Raw genomic sequence first — 21813 nt, 5'->3', positions numbered from 1 at the left:
TTGTTGATTTTCGTGGATGAAATTGATATGATAAAGAGTGATTGATAATATATGGGATAAATAACATTATTATCCTAATATAATTATAGCACTAAAACAGCCTTCGTGTCAAATCACAGGTCAAAGCGTAGAAAGAGGCGTTGTTTATGCATTTATCCGAGCAGGATTGGGCAGCAGAAAAGCAAAGAGTAGAAGAAGTCACTGGGAAGATTCAGACAAAAATACAGGTGTTGGAGGAACAGGTAAGCCAGGTGCAGTCCGACGTGGTTGAAATCCGCAAGCATTACTGGGACGACGTCACGATGGATATGAGCACGACGGAAGATGCCGTTGAATCGATCGCCAGCATTAGGCAACAAGCAGAAGTGCTGTCTGAACGGGAGCGTACGCATCGACAGGCCTTCGCTGCTTTAGGGAAGATGAGGAAACTGGTGCAATCGCCCTATTTTGGCCGAATTGATTTCAGGGAAAGAGATGAGCGCGGCGGAGATACTATTTATTTGGGAATTGCGGGCTTCTTGGATGAAGAGAAGGATGATTATTTGGTATACGATTGGCGAGCTCCAATTTCAAGCTTGTATTATGATTTTGCGCCAGGGGAAGTCACCTTTAGCACACCGAATGGTGCAGTAGAAGGGGAAATGCTGCTGAAACGCCAATTTGTCATTCGCGATCGGAAGATTCATCTCATGTTCGATACAGGTCTGACGATTGGCGATGAACTGCTGAAACAGGTGCTTAGTCGAAGTTCCGATGCGCAGATGAAAACGATTGTTGCGACTATTCAAAAAGAGCAGAACCGCATTATTCGCAATGATCAAGCAAGGATGCTTATCGTGCAGGGTGTTGCAGGCAGTGGAAAGACGTCGGCCGCTTTGCAAAGAGTCGCCTATTTGCTGTATAAGCATCGGGATCAACTGAGCTCGGATCAAATGGTGCTATTTTCGCCCAATCCGTTGTTTAATCATTATGTTTCAACGGTATTGCCAGAACTGGGCGAAGAGAATATGCAGCAGACGACTTATCAAGCCTATTTGGAGCATCGTTTGGGGGATAGATTTGAGATTGAGGACTCTTTTACGCAGTTGGAATACGTATTGCAGGAACAAGATGCAGGAGGCGCAGCCGCTTATCAAGCTCGGTTAAGTGGAATTCGCTTTAAGTCATCTTCCGCATTCCAGGCAATCGTTCAGGCGTACCAACTGGGTTTGCAACAGGAGGGGATGCTGTTTAGCCCTATCGTGTTTCGTGATCGAGAGATCGTGAGTGCCGATAAGTTAGTGAAGAGATTTTATAGCTATGATAGCGTGATTCGGATCCCGAACCGTTTGGAACTTATGCAGGGTTGGCTGCTGGAGCAGTTGGAGCGGTTTGCTGAGCTGGAACGTGAGGCTGCTTGGGTCGAAGATGAGATTGAACTCCTGAGCAGTGAGGACTATCATCGTGCATTTGAGCGGCTGCGCAAGATGGAGAGAGGCGATGGTGTCACATTTGATGATTATGAGCAGGAACGCGTGCTGTTGGCTCGGATGGTCATCAAGGAGCAATTGAAGCCAGTGCGCGATGCGGTGAAGAGGTTGAAATTTGTTGATCTGACGGGCTTGTACGTGCAACTGCATGTTGGGTTGATTGCCGAAGAGCAGGCGCATTGGTCTGCTGTTCATGAGCGGACACATGAGGAACTGGCCAATGGCAGGTTGCCCTATGAGGACGCTACGCCGCTCTTGTACCTCATGGAAGCGGTCTGCGGTTTCCAGACGAACGGTGCTGTGCGCCACGTTATCATCGATGAGGCGCAGGACTATTCTCCGTTTCAGCTGGCTTACCTGAAACGGCTCTTCCCGCGCTGCCGCATGACAGCGCTTGGAGATCTGGGCCAGGCGATCTATGCGCACGCTTCCGCGTACAGCGATATGGAGCCGATCGCCAGCCTGTATGGACCGGAACAAACGGAGGTCATCCGTTTGTTCCGGAGCTACCGCTCCACGCGCGAGATCGTGGAGTTCACCCGCGGCATCGTGCCTGGCGGCGATGCCATAGAGCCCTTCACCCGCGGCGGCGCTAAGCCGCGGGTCATTCAAGCCAGCGATCGCGGATCGCTGCATAGCCTGCTGGCAGCCGAGGTGGAGCGGCTGCGCGGCGAAGGCTATGCCTCTGTCGCGATTATAACCAAGACCGCGAGCGAGGGGCGGCTCGCGCAAGAAGCCCTGGAGCCCATGCTGGCTGCGCCGCTGGTGCTCGTTACCAAACATAGCCCGACCTTCGAGTCGGGCGTCCTCGTCATCCCTTCGTATCTGGCGAAGGGAGTTGAGTTCGATGCCGTCCTGGTCTATGATGGTTCCCATCATCAGTACGGCCTTGAGAACGACCGCAAGCTGTTCTACACCGCTTGCACCAGAGCTATGCACGAACTGCGTATATTCTCGCTCGGCGAACCGTGTCAGTGGATCACGAATCAATCCCCCGACACTTATGAATTCGTGGTGGGTGAGGAGTCGAAGATTCATTCCTTAGGTAAGGGGATAGTGGAAGCAGGCGAACTATAGCCGCTATCCCCACCGCTCAGGTAGGTGGAATGTGAAGATCTAACCTGAAGGAAGGGGATAGTGAAAGTAGGGAGAGCTATAGCCGCTATCCCCACCGCTCAGGCAGGAGGAATGTGAAAATCTAACCTGAGGGAAGGGAATAGTGAAAGCAGGGGGGAGCTATAGTCGCTATCCCCACCGCTCAGGTTGGAGGAATGTGAAGCTCTAACCTGAAGGAAGGGGATAGTGAAAGTAGGGAGAGCTATAGTCGCTATCCCCACCGCTCAGGCAGGAGGAACCTGAGTATAACCTGAGGGAAGGGGATAGTGGTTGCAGAGGGAGCTATAATCGCTATCCCCACCGCTCAGGCCGGAGGAAACTGAGATCTAACCTGAGGTACAGGGATAGTGGAAGCAGGCGAACTATAGCCGCTATCCCCACCGCTCAGGTTGGAGGATTCTGAGATCTAACCTGAGGGAAGAGGATAGTGGAAGCAGGCGAGCTATAGCCGCTATCCCCACCGCTCAGGTTTGGAGGAATCTGAAATCTAACCTGAGGTAAAGGGATAGTGGAAGCAGGCGAGCTATAGCTGCTATCCCTACCGCTCAGGCAGGAGGAATCTGAGGTAACCTGAGGGAAGGGGATAGTGGTTGCTCGTGCCGAGGCCCTTCACCCTACCATGTGGATGCACGGCTTTTTTTGGCTTTTCCAAGCAGCCTCCAAGCGGCGTTTGGAGTGGCGTATATGGCAAGCCGCGTACAACAAGAAAAAAGCTCCACGAGACCAACGAGGGTCTTGTGGAGCTTTTAGTTATCTATTCAGTAGCAACGGATTGGTCAGCTTGCATGTTGACCGGGGAAATCCGGATGAAGTTAGCTTCGAGGTTGCTTAGCAAACCTTCAATTTTAGCTGCTGCTTCGGCTTGACCGGAGTTAGCAAGCTCAGCGTGGTAAGCTGTGAGCAATTCTGTCAGATCTTTTTTGCTTTGTACGCCAATGGTTTCAAGTTTAACTTTAGCGCCTTTGGCGATACGACGTTCGATAGCTGCTTGATCAAGACCCATTTCTGGTACGAGACGTTGGTAGATTACGCCACCAGTCATCCCTGCACAGATCCATGGACCTGGATCGCCCATAACAACGGCACGGCCGTTTGTCATGTATTCAAACGCGAAGCCTTTGAGATTGGCGCGAGCGGCAAGTCCGCCGAGTTCGTCTTGAAGTGGTGTCGTGATCTCGCCGCCGAATACAACGTCAGCACCGGAGAAACGGATACATGCACGCGTATCTGCGCTGCCTTGGATCAAGAACAAGCCTTTTTGAGCGCCGTAACCGAAGGATTTACCAACGCTGCCATTGATGAAGGTGTTGTTTTTGCCAAGTGCTTTGACGATGGCGACTTTACCACCGAAGGCCATTTTACCAAGACCGTCTTCTGCTCCACCGTGAACGGTAATGTCTACGCCGCGAGCATTGAACGCAGCCAGACCGTTACCTGGTACGGAACCATCGATGAAGTTCAATTTAACTGTCGGCAATGCATCGTAGCTGCCGTCGAAGCGATCTCTTACGCGATGGCTGGAGTAACGAGCTCCGAGAATACGGGACTCAGCATCTACTTTGGACCAATTGCGTACGATTGGAGCGTCCAGAGCCAAGGAATCCGGGAAGAATTCTTGACCTTCAGCACAAGCCGCGATACGGATATCGGACGATACAGCTGCTTCTTCCATCGCTCTTTCTGCAGCCGAGATGAACTGCAATGGAGCTGGACGAAGAATGTCGGACAAATCAATGCGATCAATGTGGCTGATTTGTTCCAATAGATCGGAACGGCCAACGAGTTCTTGTAAGCTTTTGAAACCAAGGGAAGCAACGACTTCACGAACTTCTTCACCGATACCGCCGAACAAACGAACCAAGCTGTCAACTGCAACATCGAATTGACGCGGTACGAAACGACGAAGGCCTTTTTCTTCGGCTTCTTCCATGGAATCGATTTGTGTTGCGATACCAACATGACAAGTATCCAAGTGACAGCCGCGGCAAGTTGTACAGCCGATAGATTGCATAGCGATACTGCCGAATCCTGCGCGGTTTGCACCGAGCATAACCATTTTAACAACGTCAGAACCTGATTTCAGACCGCCATCGGACCACAGCTCTACGCGGTGACGAAGACCGGCTTCAATCAAAGCAACGTGAGCCAATTTCGTTCCGATTTCTGTTGGAAGACCAACGTGTGTCAAGGAGTGAATACGAGCCGCCCCTGTACCGCCGTCGAAGCCGGAAAGGGTAATTACGTCAGCTCCTGCTTTCGCGACACCAACTGCAATCGTACCGATACCAGGAACAACTGGGATTTTGACGATGATTTTAGCTTTACGACCGCTTCCTTCTTTAAGTTCGGAAATGATTTGCGCCAAATCCTCGATGGAATAAATATCGTGGTTGTTGGATGGCGAGATCAAGTCTGAACCGATCGTTGCGTTACGAGCAGCAGCGATTTTGGCTGTTACTTTGGATCCTGGCAAGTGACCGCCTTCGCCTGGTTTTGCCCCTTGACCGATTTTGATCTCAAGGAATGCTACAGCATTAGCCAATTCTACGTTAACACCGAAGCGACCGGATGCGACTTGCGCACCACGTGTTGTTTTGTAACGGCCAAGCATATCTTTAATCTCTCCGCCCTCGCCGTTCATGGTAACCATGTTCAGGCGATCGCCGGCTTCAGCGTAGGCACGGAAAGCTGTTTCGTTCTGTGAACCGAAGGACATGGAAGAGATCAACATCGGCAAGGAATGACCGCCAATGGAGATATCAACTTGAGACGGGTCAAGCGCTTTGCGACCATCGCTCAAAGCTTTCGCTACATTAAATCCAGCAATATGACGAATGGAAATCGGGTTCTTCTTCTCTTCTTCACGCAGTTTGTCGCGGTAGTCGCTGTAAGGAGCCGTTCCTGATGCAGCATCGCCCAAAGCTTTCCACATACGTTGGAAGAAACGGAAGTTTTTCGCAGCTTTCGCTTTTGGATTCGTGAAGTCGTTGTAACGTGCTTCAGCATCCGCTTCAAGCACAGCGAAGCTTGTTCCTGCTTTTTCGCTACCTAGGTAGTTCACGATATCCAGCACCTCAGCAACTTCCGGGTGGAAGCCAATGGAGGAGAAGAAGCGTGTGTAACCGCGAAGCTCGTGCGTACCGATGGTGGAGATGACTTTCTCCAAACCTTTGGATAGAGCTGCGTATACTTTGCGAGCTGCTGCTGCGTTGCCTTCTTTGTCAGAAGCGGTAGAGAACAACAGATAAGGTGAGATAACATCGGCCCCAAGTCCGCAAGCAACTGCGATATCATGCAGGCTGCGAATAGCAGCGGAACGCAAGATCAATGTGACATGGCGGCGCAAGTTGTCGCCGAAGCCAAGTTTCTCAGCACGAAGTGCGATATCGATTTTGGAAACAGCCAAGTGCGGCTCCAACCACAAGCGATCATTTTGGTGAGCGTCAGCATCGTCTAGGACGAGAAGCGCTGCGCCATTGCGAGCAGCGGAGATAGCGTCAGCAGCCAATTTATCCAATCCTTCGCTGAGCGAAGTTCCTCTTGCGAAAGTAGCAGAAAGAACGGCAACTTTGTTATCCCCTTGAGCACGGAACAAGGCAAGCAATTGCTCATACGATGGCTGGGACAAATGTTCTTCACTGTCGACACCGTTCGTACCTTCAAGCACGAGTGGAGCCAGCAGCTCAAGACGCAAGTTCTCATCTACTTGCCCATAAACAGGTGTACGTGTACCCGCAATGATACGAGTGGAGAAATGCTCCATTTCACGGTCACGGTCAATCGCTGGATTGGTAACAACCGCTACGCTTTCTTTAATGAAGTCAGGAACGTTCTGGCGTTCCCAAGCTAGTGCAGCATGAGGAGAATCGTGACCTAGGGAACGGATCGGCTCAGCGCCTGTTTCGGACATGGTTTCGATATGTTGAATACCGTCACGATCCCAACCAAATGCACTGTACAACTGATCTGTTGCCACAATGTTGTCGTTGAGATCAGCTTGTGTATCCGTTTTGACAGGATTCAGAAATCTCCGAAGGCCGCCAATATTCAGACGTTTGCTTGCGCGGTCATACACTAAGCTTTGAACTTCATGGTAAGGGATAACTTGAACGTGTTCACCTGGTGTCAGGACAACGCCCACTTTCTCACCTGGTGCGATTGGTTTCGGATCAGCGACCATTTCACCAACCGTAATGACGCCTTGCTCGGAGGAGAAGTAGAGGGAAGTATCGCTCTCAACCATCCATACCGGACGAAGACCAAGAGCATCTACGCTGAAAATACACTCGTTGCCATAACGGGAAACAATCCCCGCAGGACCTTGGGCAAAGTGGCCCCAAACTTGACGGTAGTACACATATAAATCTTGAAGTTCCGGACGGAACTGTTTCATTTCATTAATAATAGGAGGGAATACCATTTCCATGGCTTCAAAAAGAGACAAACCAAAGCGGTGAATGAACGTTTCGATCGTTCTGTTCATGTCCTGGGAGTCAGAACCGCCGCTAACGAGCGGAACGCCAACCATGTCGGCCTCGATGCGAAGTTTCTTAACCGTGTTGATTTCACCATTGTGCCCCAGCAGGGAGAACGGTTGGACGCGGAAGAAGCTGGACAATGTGTTTGTGGAGTAACGGTTGTGACCGATGGTAACTTGGGAAGCAAACAAAGCATCGCGCGTATCGTTGAAATATTTAGGGAGAATACTTGCCGCTCCAAGCACTTTGTAAGCAGAAGTTACATTGCTTAGCGTTGCTACGTGAACATTGTATTTGTCTTCGATTGCGATGTGCAACTCATATAGGTGATCAGCCACTTGGCCTTCTGTTTGGTTACTAATCCCTGCAATTTGCCAGAAAGTAGGCTCGTCATTCAAACCGTTAGGTCCAAGAACGCTGCTGTCTACTTGGTTCTCTTGCTCGAGGATAATCGATACATCATGGGAAGCGAAGAGCTCGCGAATGCCATTTTGGATCTCGGTAACAGTCAGGTCCAGCTTGCGTGGAACAAAGATATGTCCAACAGAAAAACGGTTATCGTAGGCAAGTTTGCCGTCTTGACCCGCATCGGTTAGTTTCTTTTCCCAAAGAGCGCGTGGAATATCCGTTAAAATACCGCAACCGTCGCCTTCGCCATTGATAAAACCCGAGCGATGTTCCATTTTAACAAGGGAATCAATCGTTTTTTGGATGTTATCACGGGAAGGGTGACCGTTCTTTTCAATAATACAAATAATACCGCAGCTGTCGTGTTCAGTTCCTAGTAAATCTTGAAAACGGCCTTCATTACGCATAATTTCATTCATTGCTCTGGTCAGTCGCCTGACCGTCACCTCCCATACATATTTAAACTCCTCTGGTACTGCATTTCTTGCATTCTGGCACTATAGAGCCCGCAACTCTCAGCATTTTCGCGGATTAACCACAAATGGGTTAAAGACGAAAGATGCATGATTATGAATAAAAATGCAATCTAACTGAATAGCATGTCAATTTCAAAGGGGTTACTCCCTTAAAATAAGACTTTAATCGACCCGCCTTAAAGTAAGGCATCACACACAAAAATCAAGGGCAAATTTGTAAATCATGCCCTAACTTTCTAGGGAAATACTGTGAAAACACGACATTTCGTGAAAAGGGTAAAAGTAATCTTAGAATAGCATGAAAAACTTCATCCGACAATAGTTGCAGAACGAAAACACGAATGTAAGCGCTGCCTTTTTTGTATATTCGTGAATAAAACCAAATTATTCCTAGCATGGAGTGCTCTGAAAATACGAACGAACTCTGTCGTACATAGGATCATAGTTCGTTTCTGGGACATGTTGGAGAATTGACCGATGTCTAAATATATGTCGAAATGCGTCCGATCACTTGGGGAATGGTCGGATTCTTGCGTTTTCATGGAAGGTGAATATCCATAAGTTTCGTCGAAATATTTAAAGTTTTCCCCCTATTCAGACGATGAGGGGTGAGGGCGAAGCTGCTCGGGATGACAATATTTACTGAATGGCGGAGTTGATGAGTTATCTAAGGTGAGCGAGTGAAATTGGAAGTAAGAAAGACCCAGCCTGTGGCTAGGTCTTCAAGTCCATGCACCTTCGCAAGTCTCCTTACGAACTCAATACCATTTATTCGGCCAAAATCACTCATTCTGAAAATCTAATGAATGCCAGATGCGCTATTTCAAGAAATTGACGACCATTCGGCCAATAAAGTGCCGGGTAACGCCAATCCAGTTCATTACATCTCTAAAGCAGCCATTTTCTCGTCTATAAGCATCCTACAGTTCATTAGATGTCACTCAAGACCGAGAACCTCCAAAGCAGTGAGGCCTGCGGTGGACGTCAACTAAAAAGGGAGAACCCCTTACATCCACCTCAAAACTCTAAGACAGAGTATGGGAGCAGTGAGGCTTTTTAACGCGCCTTCAGCGTTTTGAAGGCATGATCAACAGCATCGAGTGTCTGGGCGATATCGTCATCGGTATGGGCAAGCGTCATAAACCACGCTTCATATTTGGAAGGGGCAAGGTTGATGCCTTGCTCCAGCATGAGCCGGAAGAAGTCTGCGAAGCGTTCGCCGTCCGTGTCCTGCGCTTCATCAAAGTTCGTGATGGGATGGTCGCAGAAGTGGGTAGAGAACGCGCCGCCGATGCGATTCAGCGTCAAGGCAATGCCGTGGCGGGCGGCGGATTCCGCGATGCCGCCAGCAAGGGTTGCGCCAAGCTGCTCCATCTTGGCGTAGACACCAGCCTGCTGGAGCACTTCCAGGCAGGCGATGCCGGCCGAGATGGAGGCGGGATTCCCCGCCATCGTGCCGGCTTGATAGGCAGGTCCGAGCGGAGCGACCTGTTCCATCACGGCCTTGCGGCCCCCGTAGGCACCGATCGGCAGTCCGCCGCCGATCACTTTGCCGAGGGCCGTAAGGTCCGGCTCGACGGCGGCGAAGCGCGCCGCCGCCTCAGCCGTGCCGCCCTCCACGATCGGGAGGCCGGCATAGTTTTGCGCCGCTCCATAGTGGAAGCGGAAGGCCGTGATGACCTCGTCGTAGATGACGAGGGCGCCGTGCTTGCGAGCGGCTGCGCAGAGCTGCTCGAGGTAGCCGGCATGGGGCATGACCATGCCGAAGTTGCCGACGATCGGCTCCACCATCACCGCGGCGATCTCTTCACCGTAGCGTGCGAGTGCGGCCTCCAGTGCCGGAATGTCGTTGAACGGCACGGTGATGACCTCTTGCGCGATGCTCGCCGGTACGCCAGCGCTGTCTGGCGTACCGAGTGTGGACGGCCCGGAACCAGCCGCCACCAGCACTAGATCGGAGTGGCCGTGGTAACAGCCGGCGAACTTAATGAGCTTGGTGCGCTTCGTGAAAGCGCGCGCCACGCGGATCGTCGTCATCACGGCCTCGGTGCCGGAGTTGACGAAGCGCACTTTGTCGAGCGAAGGAATCGCCGACTTGAGCATCTTGGCGAACTCGATCTCGAGTTCGGTTGGGGTACCGTACAGCGTGCCATTCTGTGCGGCGCGGCAAATCGCTTCGGTCACATGCGGATGCGCGTGACCTGTAATGATAGGGCCGTAGGCGGCGAGGTAGTCAATGAAGCGATTTCCGTCTACATCCCAGAAGTGTGCGCCTTGCGCACGCTTCATGAAGACGGGAGCGCCGCCGCCGACGGCTTTGAATGAGCGGGAAGGAGAGTTGACCCCGCCTACAATATGTTGAAGGGCTTCTTGATATAACAGCTCGGATTGTTTGCGTTCCATGTAAGTAACCATTCCTTTACTATAATGATATGTAACTGTTCTGGGCTTGTACCTATCTTACTAAAAAGCCTCTATCCTGTCAGGCGCTAAGCCCAGTACAAGTAGAGGCTATAATCTTTGGGCAGGTTGGTTGAGTCGTTATTTCACCGTAGTCGTTTTCACGGAAGACTTAGGCGTAGGAGACGGTGATGGCTTCGTAGGACCGGAATCTGCATCAGCTTTCCCAGCGAACAAATCCTTCACATGTTGTTGGAGCTTATCTTTGTTCGCTGTAATGACATCGGCACCGCGAACGTTCTTCTCAATCAGCAATTCGCTTGGCGGCAATTGGGAACTGATAATGCCTTCTGCTTTGGATTCGTAGCCGAGCGTAGCTAGCTTGACCATGTCATTGACACTGAGATTAGTATCGATGTAAGGATCCATCGCATTCAGAATTTTTGGCATTTTAATGAGGGAAGAAGTTGTTTGCATCTTCTGAACAACGGCGGTCAGGAATTTGCGTTGTCGCTCCGTACGCGTGAAGTCGGATAAGGCATCATGTCGGAAACGTACATATTGCAAGGCCGTTTTGCCATCCAAATGCTGTTGTCCCTTTTTTAAATTAATATCGTACACATGATCGTCTTCGGAGTCTGTGTATTTCATATCCTTCTCGACATCAATATCGATGCCGCCAACGGCATCAATGAGAGCAATAAATCCTTTGAAATCAGTATAAACATAGTATTGTACCGGAATCCCCAGCAAATCACTGACCGTTTTCATAGCCAGGTTCGGGCCACCGGATGTGATAGCTGTATTAATGCGATCTTCGCCTTCGCCTGGGATTTTCACGTAAGTGTCGCGCAGAATGGAGAACAGGTGCGCTTTCTTCGTTACAGGGTCAATGGAGGCAAGCATAATACTGTCAGAACGAGGGAGTTCATTCTTCTTCATACCGCGGGAATCTCCACCCAGAAGCAGGATATTAACGCGTTGTTTGCCTTCCCATTTGGGCGGGGTATATTTGTCCCCTTTATCTTTGATGCTCTGGGCAATGGTTGTGCCTCCGCCTTTGGGAGTTTCTGCTTTGTGGGAAATATTATTAGCGAACTGGTAGAAGGAGTAGGTGTAATAACCGGCTGCGACGATAAGCAGCAAGGCTATCAGGAGCAAGGTTCGTTTAAAAATTCTCAAATTATGTGCGCTCCTTTCATAGGTAGAGATTATCTGTACTTTTTTTTCTTACAGATTTAATGTATCATGAGTTTGGTGAGTTTGTGGAACTTGTTGTACAAATCATCGTTATGATCCATATTATAGATGCTACGAAACTTCGATAGCAAGTTACGGCGATTTTTGCCACAATATGTAGCCGAGTCTATACAGACAGGGGGAAGTTCATGTTAGCCATAGATGTAGATTTACTTCGCAAGGAATTTCAGGTTCAGCAAAGCCGTGGTGGCTTAAAAGGTGCATTTCAAGATTTATTTCATCGAGAATACAAGCAGATCACCGCTGTGAAAGATATTAGCTTTCAAATACCAAAGGGCGAAATTTGTGGATATATCGGTGAAAATGGCGCCGGCAAGTCCACGACGATCAAGATGCTTACGGGGATTCTTGCCCCAACTTCCGGACATATCAAAGTGAACGGTTTCGTTCCATTCAAGGAGCGGGAGAAGTTCGTTGCCGGCATCGGTGTTGTGTTCGGTCAACGCAGTCAGCTATGGTGGGACATTGGCGTTGTTGAATCCTTTCAATTATTGAAGAAAGTGTATCGCGTGTCAGAGGCCGACTACAAAAAGCGTCTGGATGAACTCGTTGATCGCTTACAGCTATCCGATTTGTTGTCACGACCTGTTCGCAAGCTTAGCTTGGGGCAGCGGATGCGCTGTGAATTAGCGGCGTCTCTCCTTCACAATCCTGCTATCTTGTTCCTGGATGAGCCTACGATTGGTTTGGATATCGTTGTCAAAACCGAAATTCGTGAGTTCCTCAAATCGCTGAATCAGCGGTATGAAACGACGATTTTGCTGACTACGCACGATTTGCAAGATATTGAAGCGCTTTGCTCCCGTGTTATTATGCTCGATGATGGCCGTATTATTTATGATGGCGGACTCGAAGAGCTCAAAGTGAAGTGGGGGAAAGGCAAGGAAGTCGTGCTCCAATTCGAGAATCCAGTTACACTCGCCCGTCTCCAAGAGCTTACACTTGGCTTAGATGTAGCCTGGCAGCTCGAGAATGAGCTGTCGGCGAAAGTGTTCATACCGCATGAACGCGCTAATGTTTCCGAAGTTCTCAGCCGTGTCGTCGGCGTTTTGCAAATTCAAGATATTAAAATCAATGAAACGAATACCGATGATATCGTCCGTGAAATTTATAAGTCCGGCTCAGCCGATGTGAAACGTCCCGTTGAAACGGAACATCCAGAGGGAGCCATTTCGCATGCTTAGTGCTTATCTAGAAGTTGTCCGCATGCGGTTTCTCATGATGCTGGCCTACCGTGTGAATTACTACAGCGGCATTTTGATTTACGCGCTTAATATTGGTTCTTATTACTTCGTCTACAAAGCGATTTATGGCGGGCAAGAGATGCTGGGCGGCTTAACGCTGGGGCAGATGACGACCTATGTCGCCGTTTCTTGGATGGGCCGCGCTTTTTACTTCAATAATCTGGACCGTGAGATCGCGAGTGAGATTCGCGACGGCAGTGTAGCGATCCAGTTCATTCGTCCTTATAATTATGTATTCGTGAAAATGATGCAGGGACTCGGTGAAGGCGTATTTCGATTACTGCTCTTCACGACGCCTGGCATGATCTTCATTTGGCTGCTTCTGCCGATTCAATTTCCGACGGACCCAGGTTTATGGGCGATTTATTTCGTCATGTTATTTTTCAGCTTTCTTATTAATACCCAATTAAATATCATTACCGGCCTATTTGCCTTCTTTTTAGAAAATAATGAAGGTCTGATGCGCATGAAACGCATTGCGGTCGACCTGTTCTCCGGTTTGATTATTCCAGTTACATTTTTTCCGGGCTGGTTCGGATCCATGCTGAAGTGGCTGCCATTTCAAGCGATTACTTATTTGCCAAGCGCAACGTTTACCGGGAAAATTACAGGTACTGAGATTATTTCGAGCCTTGGTATACAGGCTTTGTGGTTCTTGCTTCTGATTATTCCGATCTACGTCCTCTGGGTAAAATCCAAAACACGTCTGTTCGTTCAGGGAGGGTAACGCGATGTTCTATATCTCCCTTGTTGCCGACTATCTCAAAAATTACATGAAAACGCGTCTCACCTACCGATCCGATTTCTGGATTGAAGTTGTTTCCGATTTGTTGTTCAATGGACTGAATTTATTCTTCATTCTTGTCGTATTTCTCCAAACGCAATCACTGGGCGGCTGGAATCAAGAACAAATTTTGTTCATCTATGGTTATTTTATGATACCGTATGGCATATTTATTTCCTTTTTTAATCTATGGGGCTTTAGCGAGCGCTATATTGTCAAAGGGGAAATGGACCGCATTCTGACACGTCCTGCTTACAATCTGTGGCAGCTGATGCTCGAAAATATGGATCCTGCTTCTCTGTTTAGCGCCGTGGCTGGTATAGTCGTGATGATTTACTCGTGGATTAAGCTGGGCATTCCGTTCCATTGGCATGATCCGTTGATTTTCATCTTGATGGTCATTGGGTCCATTCTCATTTATGCAGGAGTATACATTTCACTGACAGCGCTGGCCTTCTTCTCTGATGCGCCGACCGGGATCCTGCCGCTGATTTGGAATATTCAAAACTATGGCCGATATCCGGCAACGATATATAACAAGCTGCTTCGCAGTATTCTAACGTGGATCTTGCCGTTTGCGTTCGTTGGCTTCTATCCAGCCGCGTATTTCATTGATCCGGATAACTGGAAGTGGTTTGCGTTGTTGACGCCTGTCATGGGTGTTGTCTTCAGTGTTATTGGCATTAGCATTTGGAATATCGGCGTTCGACGTTACCGCGGTGCTGGATCGTAAGGAATTTTATTTAAAAAGGGGACTGCTCCACAGCCAGAGATGGTCTGAGGAGCAGTCCCTTTTTATTGTAGAATCAAAGCGCCCTGCGGATGACTTTCTTATAATGCTGCACGGATAAGATTCCGAAGATCGAATACAAAGCCGTATACAGCACCATGACGATCATCATGGGTGTCCATAGCTCTGCGCCGAAGAGGAACCAACCGGACTGCACGGCGAAATAGCTGTGGAAAAGTCCGACGATCAAGGGGATTCCGAAGTTAAATAGCTGCTTGAGCTGAATGCCTTTCAGCAGGTCATCTTGCGTGTAGCCAAGCTTTCTTAGAATGGTATAGGTCGGTCGCTCCTCTTCGCTCTCATCCATCTGTTTGAAATAGAGAATACAGCCGGATGTGATCAGGAAGGTGAGACCCAAGAATCCGACGATGAACATGAGGAGTCCCATCTTATTCTTCTGTTCGTTCGCCATGATGAGGCGGGAATCATTGTGAGATGAATTGCTGTCTAAGCCTAGTTCTTGGAAAATCTGATTGGCTGTTTGAATTTCTTTGTCATTCGCGATATCTATCCCCAAATAAAGGGAGGATTCCTTTTGAATAGAAGGATCCTTATCCTGCTTCAAGCGGTTGAACACCGTTTCATCTACAACAACAACCGGCAGGCCGCCGCTGGCAAAATACCAGGATATCACGGACTGCTTTCTGGAACCTAAATACTTTTGCTTAATCGCCGTCTGCTGCCCTTTAAGCTCGATTTGGCCGGAATTTTTGAGGCCCAGAAATTTCTGCAATAGATCGTCCATGCCCGTAAAAATCGCTTCATCAGGGCTTAGATCAACGAATTTGGCATCCTTGTCACTGATCACTGGGATGATTAAATCGTTCCGATCAGGAACAATTCCTTCCATTTTGGATTTGAAGATGTCTTCCAAATTAGCTTTTACTTGAACGATCTCAATGCTTGTATCCGTATGTTTGATTTGGCTAGCATCTAACACGGCTTTAAACTTGTCGGCTTCGGCGATATGGGTCATGGTGAAATGGGCTGGCACGTTGTTTTTTGCTGTTTTTTCCGCAGAGTAGTAAGAGATGTAACTCAAAGACAGCAAGCCGATCGCAAGACCGGACACTGTCGTGATCACGGTCAAAAGCAAAGCATTGGATTTCATGCGAAACATGATCGAGGAGAGTGAAAGGACTTCGCGAACGTTCAAATAGCCGTTTTTCCTTTGGCGGATGATGTTCAGGATTAACTGGACAGACCCTTTGTAGAAGAGGTAGGTCCCGATAATGACGGCGGCCAGAATAAAGATCATCGCTGCGAAAAGCTTGAACATCGTCGTGAAATCTCCGCTGAACAGCTTCGAGGACACATAGTAGCCGAGTAGGATGAGTATGAGTCCCAATAGGCCTAGAATCGCTTCCGTGAGGGACATTTTTTTTACCTTGATTTCCGTAGAAGAGGAGACCCTGAACAGCGAAAGGATCGTCTGTCTTTTAATGAATACATAGTTGACTAGCATAATAAATACGTAGATCGCACCAAATACAATAAAAGTCTGCATGAATGCTTTGGTGGAAAAATGCAGCGTAGCCACGGCTTCTACACCCGTTATCCGGAATAAAATCATTAGGATGAGCTTCGACACCGAGAATCCGATCAATGATCCGACAAGCAAGGAACCGAAATATAGAATGAAGTTCTCCGTGCTGAGAATCCGGAAAATGGCTGATTTGGTCATGCCGATTAATTGCAACAAGCCAATTTCTTTGCTGCGCCTTTTTACAAAAATATTATTCGCATATAAGTTGAAGATGGCTACGATGGCGACTAGTAAAATAGAGGCGGCACGAATCGCCGCTGCGCCTTTAATCGAGCCTTTGGCTTGGTCCAGGGCGGGATCGTACTGCAGAGTGACGAAGGCAAAGTAAAGCGCAACGCTGAACATCAAGGCGAACACATATAAGTAGTAATGTTTGATATTTGATTTCAAGTTTTGCAAAATCAGTTGATTAATGCTCATGCTGCACCCCGCCCAGCACACCTTGCGTCTTCATAATGTCTTGAAAGAAAGCTTGCCTGGTTTCTTGCCCCTTGTAGAGCTGTGTATAGATTTGACCGTCTTTGATGAAAATAACGCGGCTTCCATAGCTCGCGGCGACAGAATCATGAGTGACCATAACGATGGTCGCTGTTCGTTTCTGATTCATATCGCTTAACTTGTGAAGCAAGTCGGAAGCGGACTTCGAGTCGAGCGCGCCTGTCGGCTCGTCAGCGAAAATAATGCCTGGCTCATGGACGAAAGCTCTGGCTGCTGAGGTCCGCTGCTTCTGGCCGCCGGAAATTTCGTTCGGATATTTATCCTTGAGCTCATAAATCCCGAGTTCGGTGGCGACCGCCTGGAATTTCTGATCAGCCTCTTGCCGTGAGGCTTTGGTGATGGATAGCGGAAGGAGGATGTTCTCCTTCACCGTCAACGTATCGAGCAAATTGTAATCTTGAAAAATAAAGCCCAGATGATGCTTCCGGAACTCAGCCAACTGCTTTTCTTTCAGGTTGGTAATTTCCTTGCCTTCAATTTGAATGGAGCCTTGGCTCACGCGATCGATGGAAGAAAGGACATTCAGCAAAGTGGTCTTGCCTGAGCCTGATGCGCCCATAATGCTGACGAATTCCCCTTTTGCAATGCTGAGGTCGAGGCCCTTGAGCACTTCTTGTTTGTTGAACTTGTTGCCATAGCTTTTATGAATTTTGTTTGCTTCCAAAATGGTCATCACACACACTCCTTTATTCGTTAGCTTCATTATAAAAAGCTACGCTTCTTTTTTCCTTCGATTGAACGAACAAAGAAGAGAGGCATGTGACAATGTTGTCACATGCCCGTCATTTGGACCGCTTCATTAGGCAGCGGGAAGGTGAGTGTGAATGTACTCCCCGCATTAACTTCTGAATCTACAGTGAGAAGGATATGCAAGGATTCCGCGGCTTTCTTGGCCAGATACAGTCCCATCCCCGTTGAGGCGCTGTCTTGATGCCAAGTCGTGGAGGTGAAGCCTCTGTCAAAGATGCGCGGCAAATCTCTGGGATCGATGCCGCGACCATGATCGGTCACCTCCAGCACCGTGTGCTCCTGCTTCTGAAAGCACCTAATGGCGATATCCGGGGCGTGGCTTCCGCTGTATTTCACAGCATTCGTCAATAGCTGACGCAGGATGAAAGCCAGCCATTTGGCATCGCTTAACACTTCCGTGATCTCGAAGATGAGCTCAAAGCCAATCCCTTTTTGTATGCACCAAGATTTCAGTGTTTTAATTTCTGTATAAGTTAATGCTTCTACATTAATCTGTTCAATATACAGATCGTTTTCCATGGACGGCAGCCGTTTCTGATGCAGTTGTTGGTCAAGCAGGAGATGGATGCGCAGCCATTCATAGGTGAGCGCGGCTTTCATTGTCTCATCGCCCATGCGGTCAATCATCAAGCGCATTGCGGTAAGCGGTGTTTTCACTTCATGAATCCAAGATAATAACTCATCCTTCTCTTGCTCCAGAGCGATTTGATGCCGAGAAGCCGTGTGGCTTAGCCGTTCTGTCAGATTCGTCATGCTGTTCTCAACGATGTACTCGAAGGGACTGTCCGCTGCTGAGATGCCCGAGAGATCGAGTTGGCTGTCTCTTTCTTCCAGATGCTTGTAGAATCTCGTTTCTTTGTTGTAACGGATGATCAGGAAGATAACGAATAGGGTTGTGGTCAGGAAAACAATATAGAGAATAGGCCAGAACGGAATCGCATAATCCAAAGAAGCAATCAACAGCAGGAGGGCTTGCCCGCATAAAAAAAGGAGAATCCAGCTGAATCGCTCTGCCAAATATCTTTTAATCATGGTAATGTGCCTCTTCTAGCGCTAGGTAGCCCTGACCAACTTTGGTTTCAATAAAGCGGCCTAGATCAAGCTCGTCCAACCTTTTTCGCAGTCGATTAACATTCACCGTCAACGTATTGTCGCTGACAAATCGCTCGTCATCCCACAAACTGCTAATGATATGTTCCCGACTCACGATATTGTTTTTATGTTCAATAAGCAGCTTGAGAATGTAAATTTCATTCTTCGTTAATTCTATGGTTCCGGCTGGATGCGTGACCGTATTTTTCTCATAGTCAATGGTTGCTCCGCACCAGGTTTTGAGCTTGATCGGCTCCGTATTGTAATTATAAACGCGTCTAAGAATCGCGTGAATTTTCGCGATGAGCACGTCGAAATGAAAGGGCTTCTGAATAAAATCATCGGCGCCAAGCTGCATCGACATCACCATATCCGTCGGGTGGTCGCGCGAAGACAGGAAGACGATCGGGACATTGGAATGTGTTCGCAGCATACGACACCAATGGAACCCATCGAATTTGGGCAGCTGGATATCAATCAGGACGAGGTCCGGTTTCAGTGTGACAAACTCTTCAAACACCTTGCTAAAATCGGCAATACCGTGGACATCGTACGACCATTGGTCCAATCGCTCCTTCACTTCCGTGAAAAGGGTAACATCATCTTCAATGAGTAAGATTTTAAACAATAGGAATCACCCGCTTGAGCTAAATTTCTCACCTTCATTGTAATGGATAATTGCGGCATGTGCGAATGCTCGGTTTGAAACATTTGGGAAAAATGGGCGTCTATATAAATATAACCCAATTTAGAAAGGGAGAACTCGCGCGTGAATTCAATTTTATTGTTCCTATTAGTTGCGTTAGGCATGACTGATTCAGGTATGCCATATGAGTTGTTGCATGCCGCACAGCGGGAAGAGGCGGTATATGAACTGCCCACGCTCAATAGCCCAAATGCATTGCACGATGAGCTCCAGACGCAAATTTTTGAGTTGGATGCGGTGTACCAACAATATTCTGTGAAGCCATTGCGTATGGATATTTCTTTGAAAGGACAACCGCGAGAAACAGTAAATCTGCAGCTCCGTAAGCTCGGTAAACCGCGTGAAGGATTGAATATGCAGGAAAATACCTCGATCAAAGAGGCTATCTACAAAGTTATCGGAAAGCGGTTTCCTCTTGAAATCACAACGAAAGTGATCCCATTGGAGGCCGAGGTGGTTGGCGCCATTACGGAAATCAATGAGACAGAGCGCCGAGTACTCATCATCAATCGTGAAGGCTGTGTGGATGGTCCTTGTCAGTTCCAACCAGAAGCATATCGGCTGAAGTTGGAAGAGGATACGGTTATTAGAAGCGGGAGTGGACCATTGAAGTTTGAGGATCTGAAGGTCGGGGATTGGCTCCATGTATGGACAACAGGGGCAGTCGAACAAAGCTATCCTGCTCAAATGGTCGCGTTGGAGATGGAGATTGCCGAGCCGCTGGATGAAACACCGATTGCGCTGACAACGCTAATGAAAACAGACCTGAAACAAATGGATAAAATCGATATCCGTTTTGGCGATGGCAAGAATCTTGAGATCACGGACAGTGAGTGGCTTGCTGACATTTCAGCTAAGTTGCAAAAGATTGAGCTTGTCCCATCGAGAGACCAGAGAACTTACTATGGTTATCTGTATACGATGGAGATCAGTATCGGAGATAAGAAGTTTAAGTATGGCAGTTCTTTAGATTTTGATGGACTACGATATAAGCAAAATATGCAAACGAAAGAGTTCAATGACGATCTCATTGCAAAAGCCAGAACCAGCATTCCTAACCTTCTGCCTGGCATCCAATGAGAAAAAGCTGCGCACGAAGTCTTGCGACTTGTGGCAGCTCTTTTTCCTTTTAAGGTGTCATGACGGGTGTCGGAAGCGGCTTGGCAGCTTTAGCTTCTGCCGGTAATTTGATATCTTGCGGCTGATTCACATCCTGATAGGTCATCGACATGGTCATGTCCATGTGATCAATCGGAATATTAGGATCTTCGCCATAAATGATGACATAGTCGGCATCCATGCTGACGGGCAGCTTGGTTTGCTCATCTACGGTCATCACTGCGGATAAGGCTACACTCATTCCAGTAATAGCGGGGGAGTTCAGTACATCCTTGAACGCATCTTGACCCCCGCCAAGGCCGCTCAATGTTTTCAAGATATCGGCTGAATTCGTCAATTTGCCTTGAATTGAAACCTTGCGCTGCTTCTTCCCATCCTTCTCTGTAGTACCGAGGTCCTTGTAGAAGAAATATGGAGTGACTAAGGTTTTGTTCATTTCAAGACTTTTCTTCTGCAACTCCATCAACTGGTCGAACGTAAATGGCATTTGCTTGGATAAATCATACCATTCAAAGCCGTCGTTCGTGGCATTTGGCATATGCATATAGGTGCCTTGGCTAACCGTATATTGCTCCATCTTAACCGTTCTAGGCTTCATGTCAGGACCAGGAGCAGTAGTCGTTATAGTTTGATGAATACCTTGATCTGCGCTAAACACCAATTCCGAATTAGCCTCAGTTTGAAGGCTGTCTCCAGGGAATTCAGCACTTGGCTTAAAGAAAATGTCCATGGCCATGTCCATATGAGCTCGGAACGTTTTTAGTTCTGTGGGGGAGCTGGGATCTGCTGCTAACCAGGTAGCGATAGTTGAATCCGTAGCCAAGGCTTTCTTAATTGCGGCTCCGGCAATCGCTTGGCTAATTCCAGCGTTAGAGCCGAAATCGACAGCGAGATCGCTCTTTAATTTAGCTGCAGCTTTGCTGTCTGACAGGCCAAGGAAGCGACCCAGGATAAATGCGGCTTCCTCTTTGCTTACGGCTTGATCGAGTCGGAACGTTCCGTCCGAATAGCCTTGCAGGATTTGGCGTTCGCGCATGACGCGGACAACATCGGCATAAGGAGACTGTGCTCCTACATCAGACGGGAGCAAGGTTTGGTTGCTCGCAGGTGCCAGTTTGAGCTCGTCGGCAATTTGTTTAATAAATTGTCCGCGTGTCATCATCGAGCTGTCCGCAGGTGTTGCGGCAGAGACAGTTAGGGAAGGGACGGCTAGCGTTAATCCCAGGACGGCGAGTAAGGACGTGCGTTTGATAGGTATCATGGCGACAGTTCACTCCTTCAAATGTGATAGAACTCTATTTAAATTACCATATATTTCTTATGTAAAGCTAGTTTTGACAAATATGGCTAGTTAATTGCTAGAAAGATCTTTTGGAAGTAAGATGATAGAACGATTATAGTAAAGTAACTAAGTGTTGCCCAAATACAACATGAGAGGGTTGCAGATACAGTGAATGAAACCGTTAATCTTGCCATTGGGGGCTCCTATGTTGTTGCCCCGGATAATCCTAGGAAAACGAAGAATCGTGGTAGATTATGCACCATACTTTCGTTTGATTTGAATCCTGATTACGAGTTAGAAGTTAGGGTTGTCTTTCATGATACGAATCGTGAGGCTTCGCTGCAAGTAAGTGATTTGAAGAAAATAACAGAATAAATCAACGACTAGAGATAGAG

General features: G+C 48.2%; 14 protein-coding genes. 6 read left to right on the top strand and 8 right to left on the bottom strand.

Annotated elements, in window-relative coordinates:
- Nucleotides 1-146: 146 nt before the first annotated feature.
- Complete coding sequence (helD, locus tag IEY34_RS23510; protein WP_189015697.1) at nt 147-2546, top strand: RNA polymerase recycling motor HelD; 2400 nt, start codon at nt 147-149, stop codon at nt 2544-2546.
- Between the two features lie 793 nt (nt 2547-3339).
- Here the strand turns inward: helD and IEY34_RS23505 are convergent.
- The 3 genes from IEY34_RS23505 to IEY34_RS23495 form a co-directional block, all read right to left on the bottom strand.
- Nucleotides 3340-7890, bottom strand: a complete 4551-nt coding sequence (locus tag IEY34_RS23505) for a glutamate synthase-related protein (protein ID WP_229757813.1) — start codon at nt 7888-7890, stop codon at nt 3340-3342.
- 1113 nt (nt 7891-9003) lie between these two features.
- Nucleotides 9004-10350: a glutamate-1-semialdehyde 2,1-aminomutase gene (locus IEY34_RS23500; RefSeq protein WP_189015695.1), complete on the bottom strand. Its 1347-nt coding sequence runs from the start codon at nt 10348-10350 to the stop codon at nt 9004-9006.
- 138 nt (nt 10351-10488) lie between these two features.
- Nucleotides 10489-11529 (bottom strand): LCP family protein, encoded by a 1041-nt coding sequence (locus IEY34_RS23495; protein ID WP_229757812.1) that lies wholly within the window; start codon nt 11527-11529, stop codon nt 10489-10491.
- Nucleotides 11530-11735: 206 nt separating this feature from the next.
- Between IEY34_RS23495 and IEY34_RS23490 the strand changes: the two genes are divergently transcribed.
- From IEY34_RS23490 to IEY34_RS23480, 3 genes are read left to right on the top strand one after another with little or no spacing between them, the layout of a single operon-like run.
- Nucleotides 11736-12791, top strand: coding sequence for an ABC transporter ATP-binding protein (locus IEY34_RS23490; protein ID WP_189015693.1), 1056 nt, complete (start codon nt 11736-11738; stop codon nt 12789-12791).
- On the top strand, nt 12784-13578 hold the full coding sequence (locus tag IEY34_RS23485) for an ABC transporter permease (RefSeq protein WP_189015691.1): 795 nt from the start codon (nt 12784-12786) through the stop codon (nt 13576-13578). The genes IEY34_RS23490 and IEY34_RS23485 overlap by 8 nt, the downstream gene beginning before the upstream one ends.
- Before the next feature lie 4 nt (nt 13579-13582).
- A complete protein-coding gene (locus IEY34_RS23480; RefSeq protein ID WP_189015689.1) occupies nt 13583-14368 on the top strand; it encodes an ABC transporter permease in 786 nt (261 codons plus the stop codon).
- A gap of 73 nt (nt 14369-14441) precedes the next feature.
- Here the strand turns inward: IEY34_RS23480 and IEY34_RS23475 are convergent, their stop codons facing one another.
- From IEY34_RS23475 to IEY34_RS23460, 4 genes are all read right to left on the bottom strand, one after another.
- Nucleotides 14442-16391: an FtsX-like permease family protein gene (locus IEY34_RS23475; protein ID WP_189015687.1), complete on the bottom strand. Its 1950-nt coding sequence runs from the start codon at nt 16389-16391 to the stop codon at nt 14442-14444.
- A complete protein-coding gene (locus tag IEY34_RS23470) occupies nt 16381-17142 on the bottom strand; it encodes an ABC transporter ATP-binding protein (protein WP_189015685.1) in 762 nt (253 codons plus the stop codon). Before IEY34_RS23470 ends, IEY34_RS23475 begins: the two co-directional genes overlap by 11 nt.
- Before the next feature lie 98 nt (nt 17143-17240).
- Nucleotides 17241-18251 carry a sensor histidine kinase gene (locus tag IEY34_RS23465; RefSeq protein ID WP_189015683.1) on the bottom strand — a complete coding sequence of 337 codons (1011 nt, stop codon included), beginning with the start codon at nt 18249-18251 and terminating at the stop codon, nt 17241-17243.
- A complete protein-coding gene (locus IEY34_RS23460) occupies nt 18244-18939 on the bottom strand; it encodes a response regulator transcription factor (RefSeq protein ID WP_189015681.1) in 696 nt (231 codons plus the stop codon). Before IEY34_RS23460 ends, IEY34_RS23465 begins: the two co-directional genes overlap by 8 nt.
- Nucleotides 18940-19080: 141 nt before the next feature.
- On the opposite strand from IEY34_RS23460, the gene IEY34_RS23455 reads away from it, so the two are divergent.
- Entirely contained in the window at nt 19081-20097 is a 1017-nt protein-coding gene (locus IEY34_RS23455) for a hypothetical protein (protein ID WP_189015679.1), read from the top strand.
- A 49-nt stretch (nt 20098-20146) separates the two neighbouring features.
- Here the strand turns inward: IEY34_RS23455 and IEY34_RS23450 are convergent, their stop codons facing one another.
- On the bottom strand, nt 20147-21397 hold the full coding sequence (locus tag IEY34_RS23450) for an S-layer homology domain-containing protein (protein WP_189015678.1): 1251 nt from the start codon (nt 21395-21397) through the stop codon (nt 20147-20149).
- Between the two features lie 189 nt (nt 21398-21586).
- Between IEY34_RS23450 and IEY34_RS23445 the strand changes: the two genes are divergently transcribed.
- Complete coding sequence (locus IEY34_RS23445) at nt 21587-21793, top strand: hypothetical protein (RefSeq protein WP_189015676.1); 207 nt, start codon at nt 21587-21589, stop codon at nt 21791-21793.
- The last annotated feature ends 20 nt before the right edge of the window (nt 21794-21813 follow it).

This window comes from Paenibacillus marchantiophytorum, assembly GCF_014640555.1.
Classification (GTDB): Bacteria; Bacillota; Bacilli; order Paenibacillales; family NBRC-103111; genus Paenibacillus_E; species Paenibacillus_E marchantiophytorum.
Note: the sequence above shows the minus strand (reverse complement) of the source record. Positions and strands in the feature narration are given on the sequence as shown.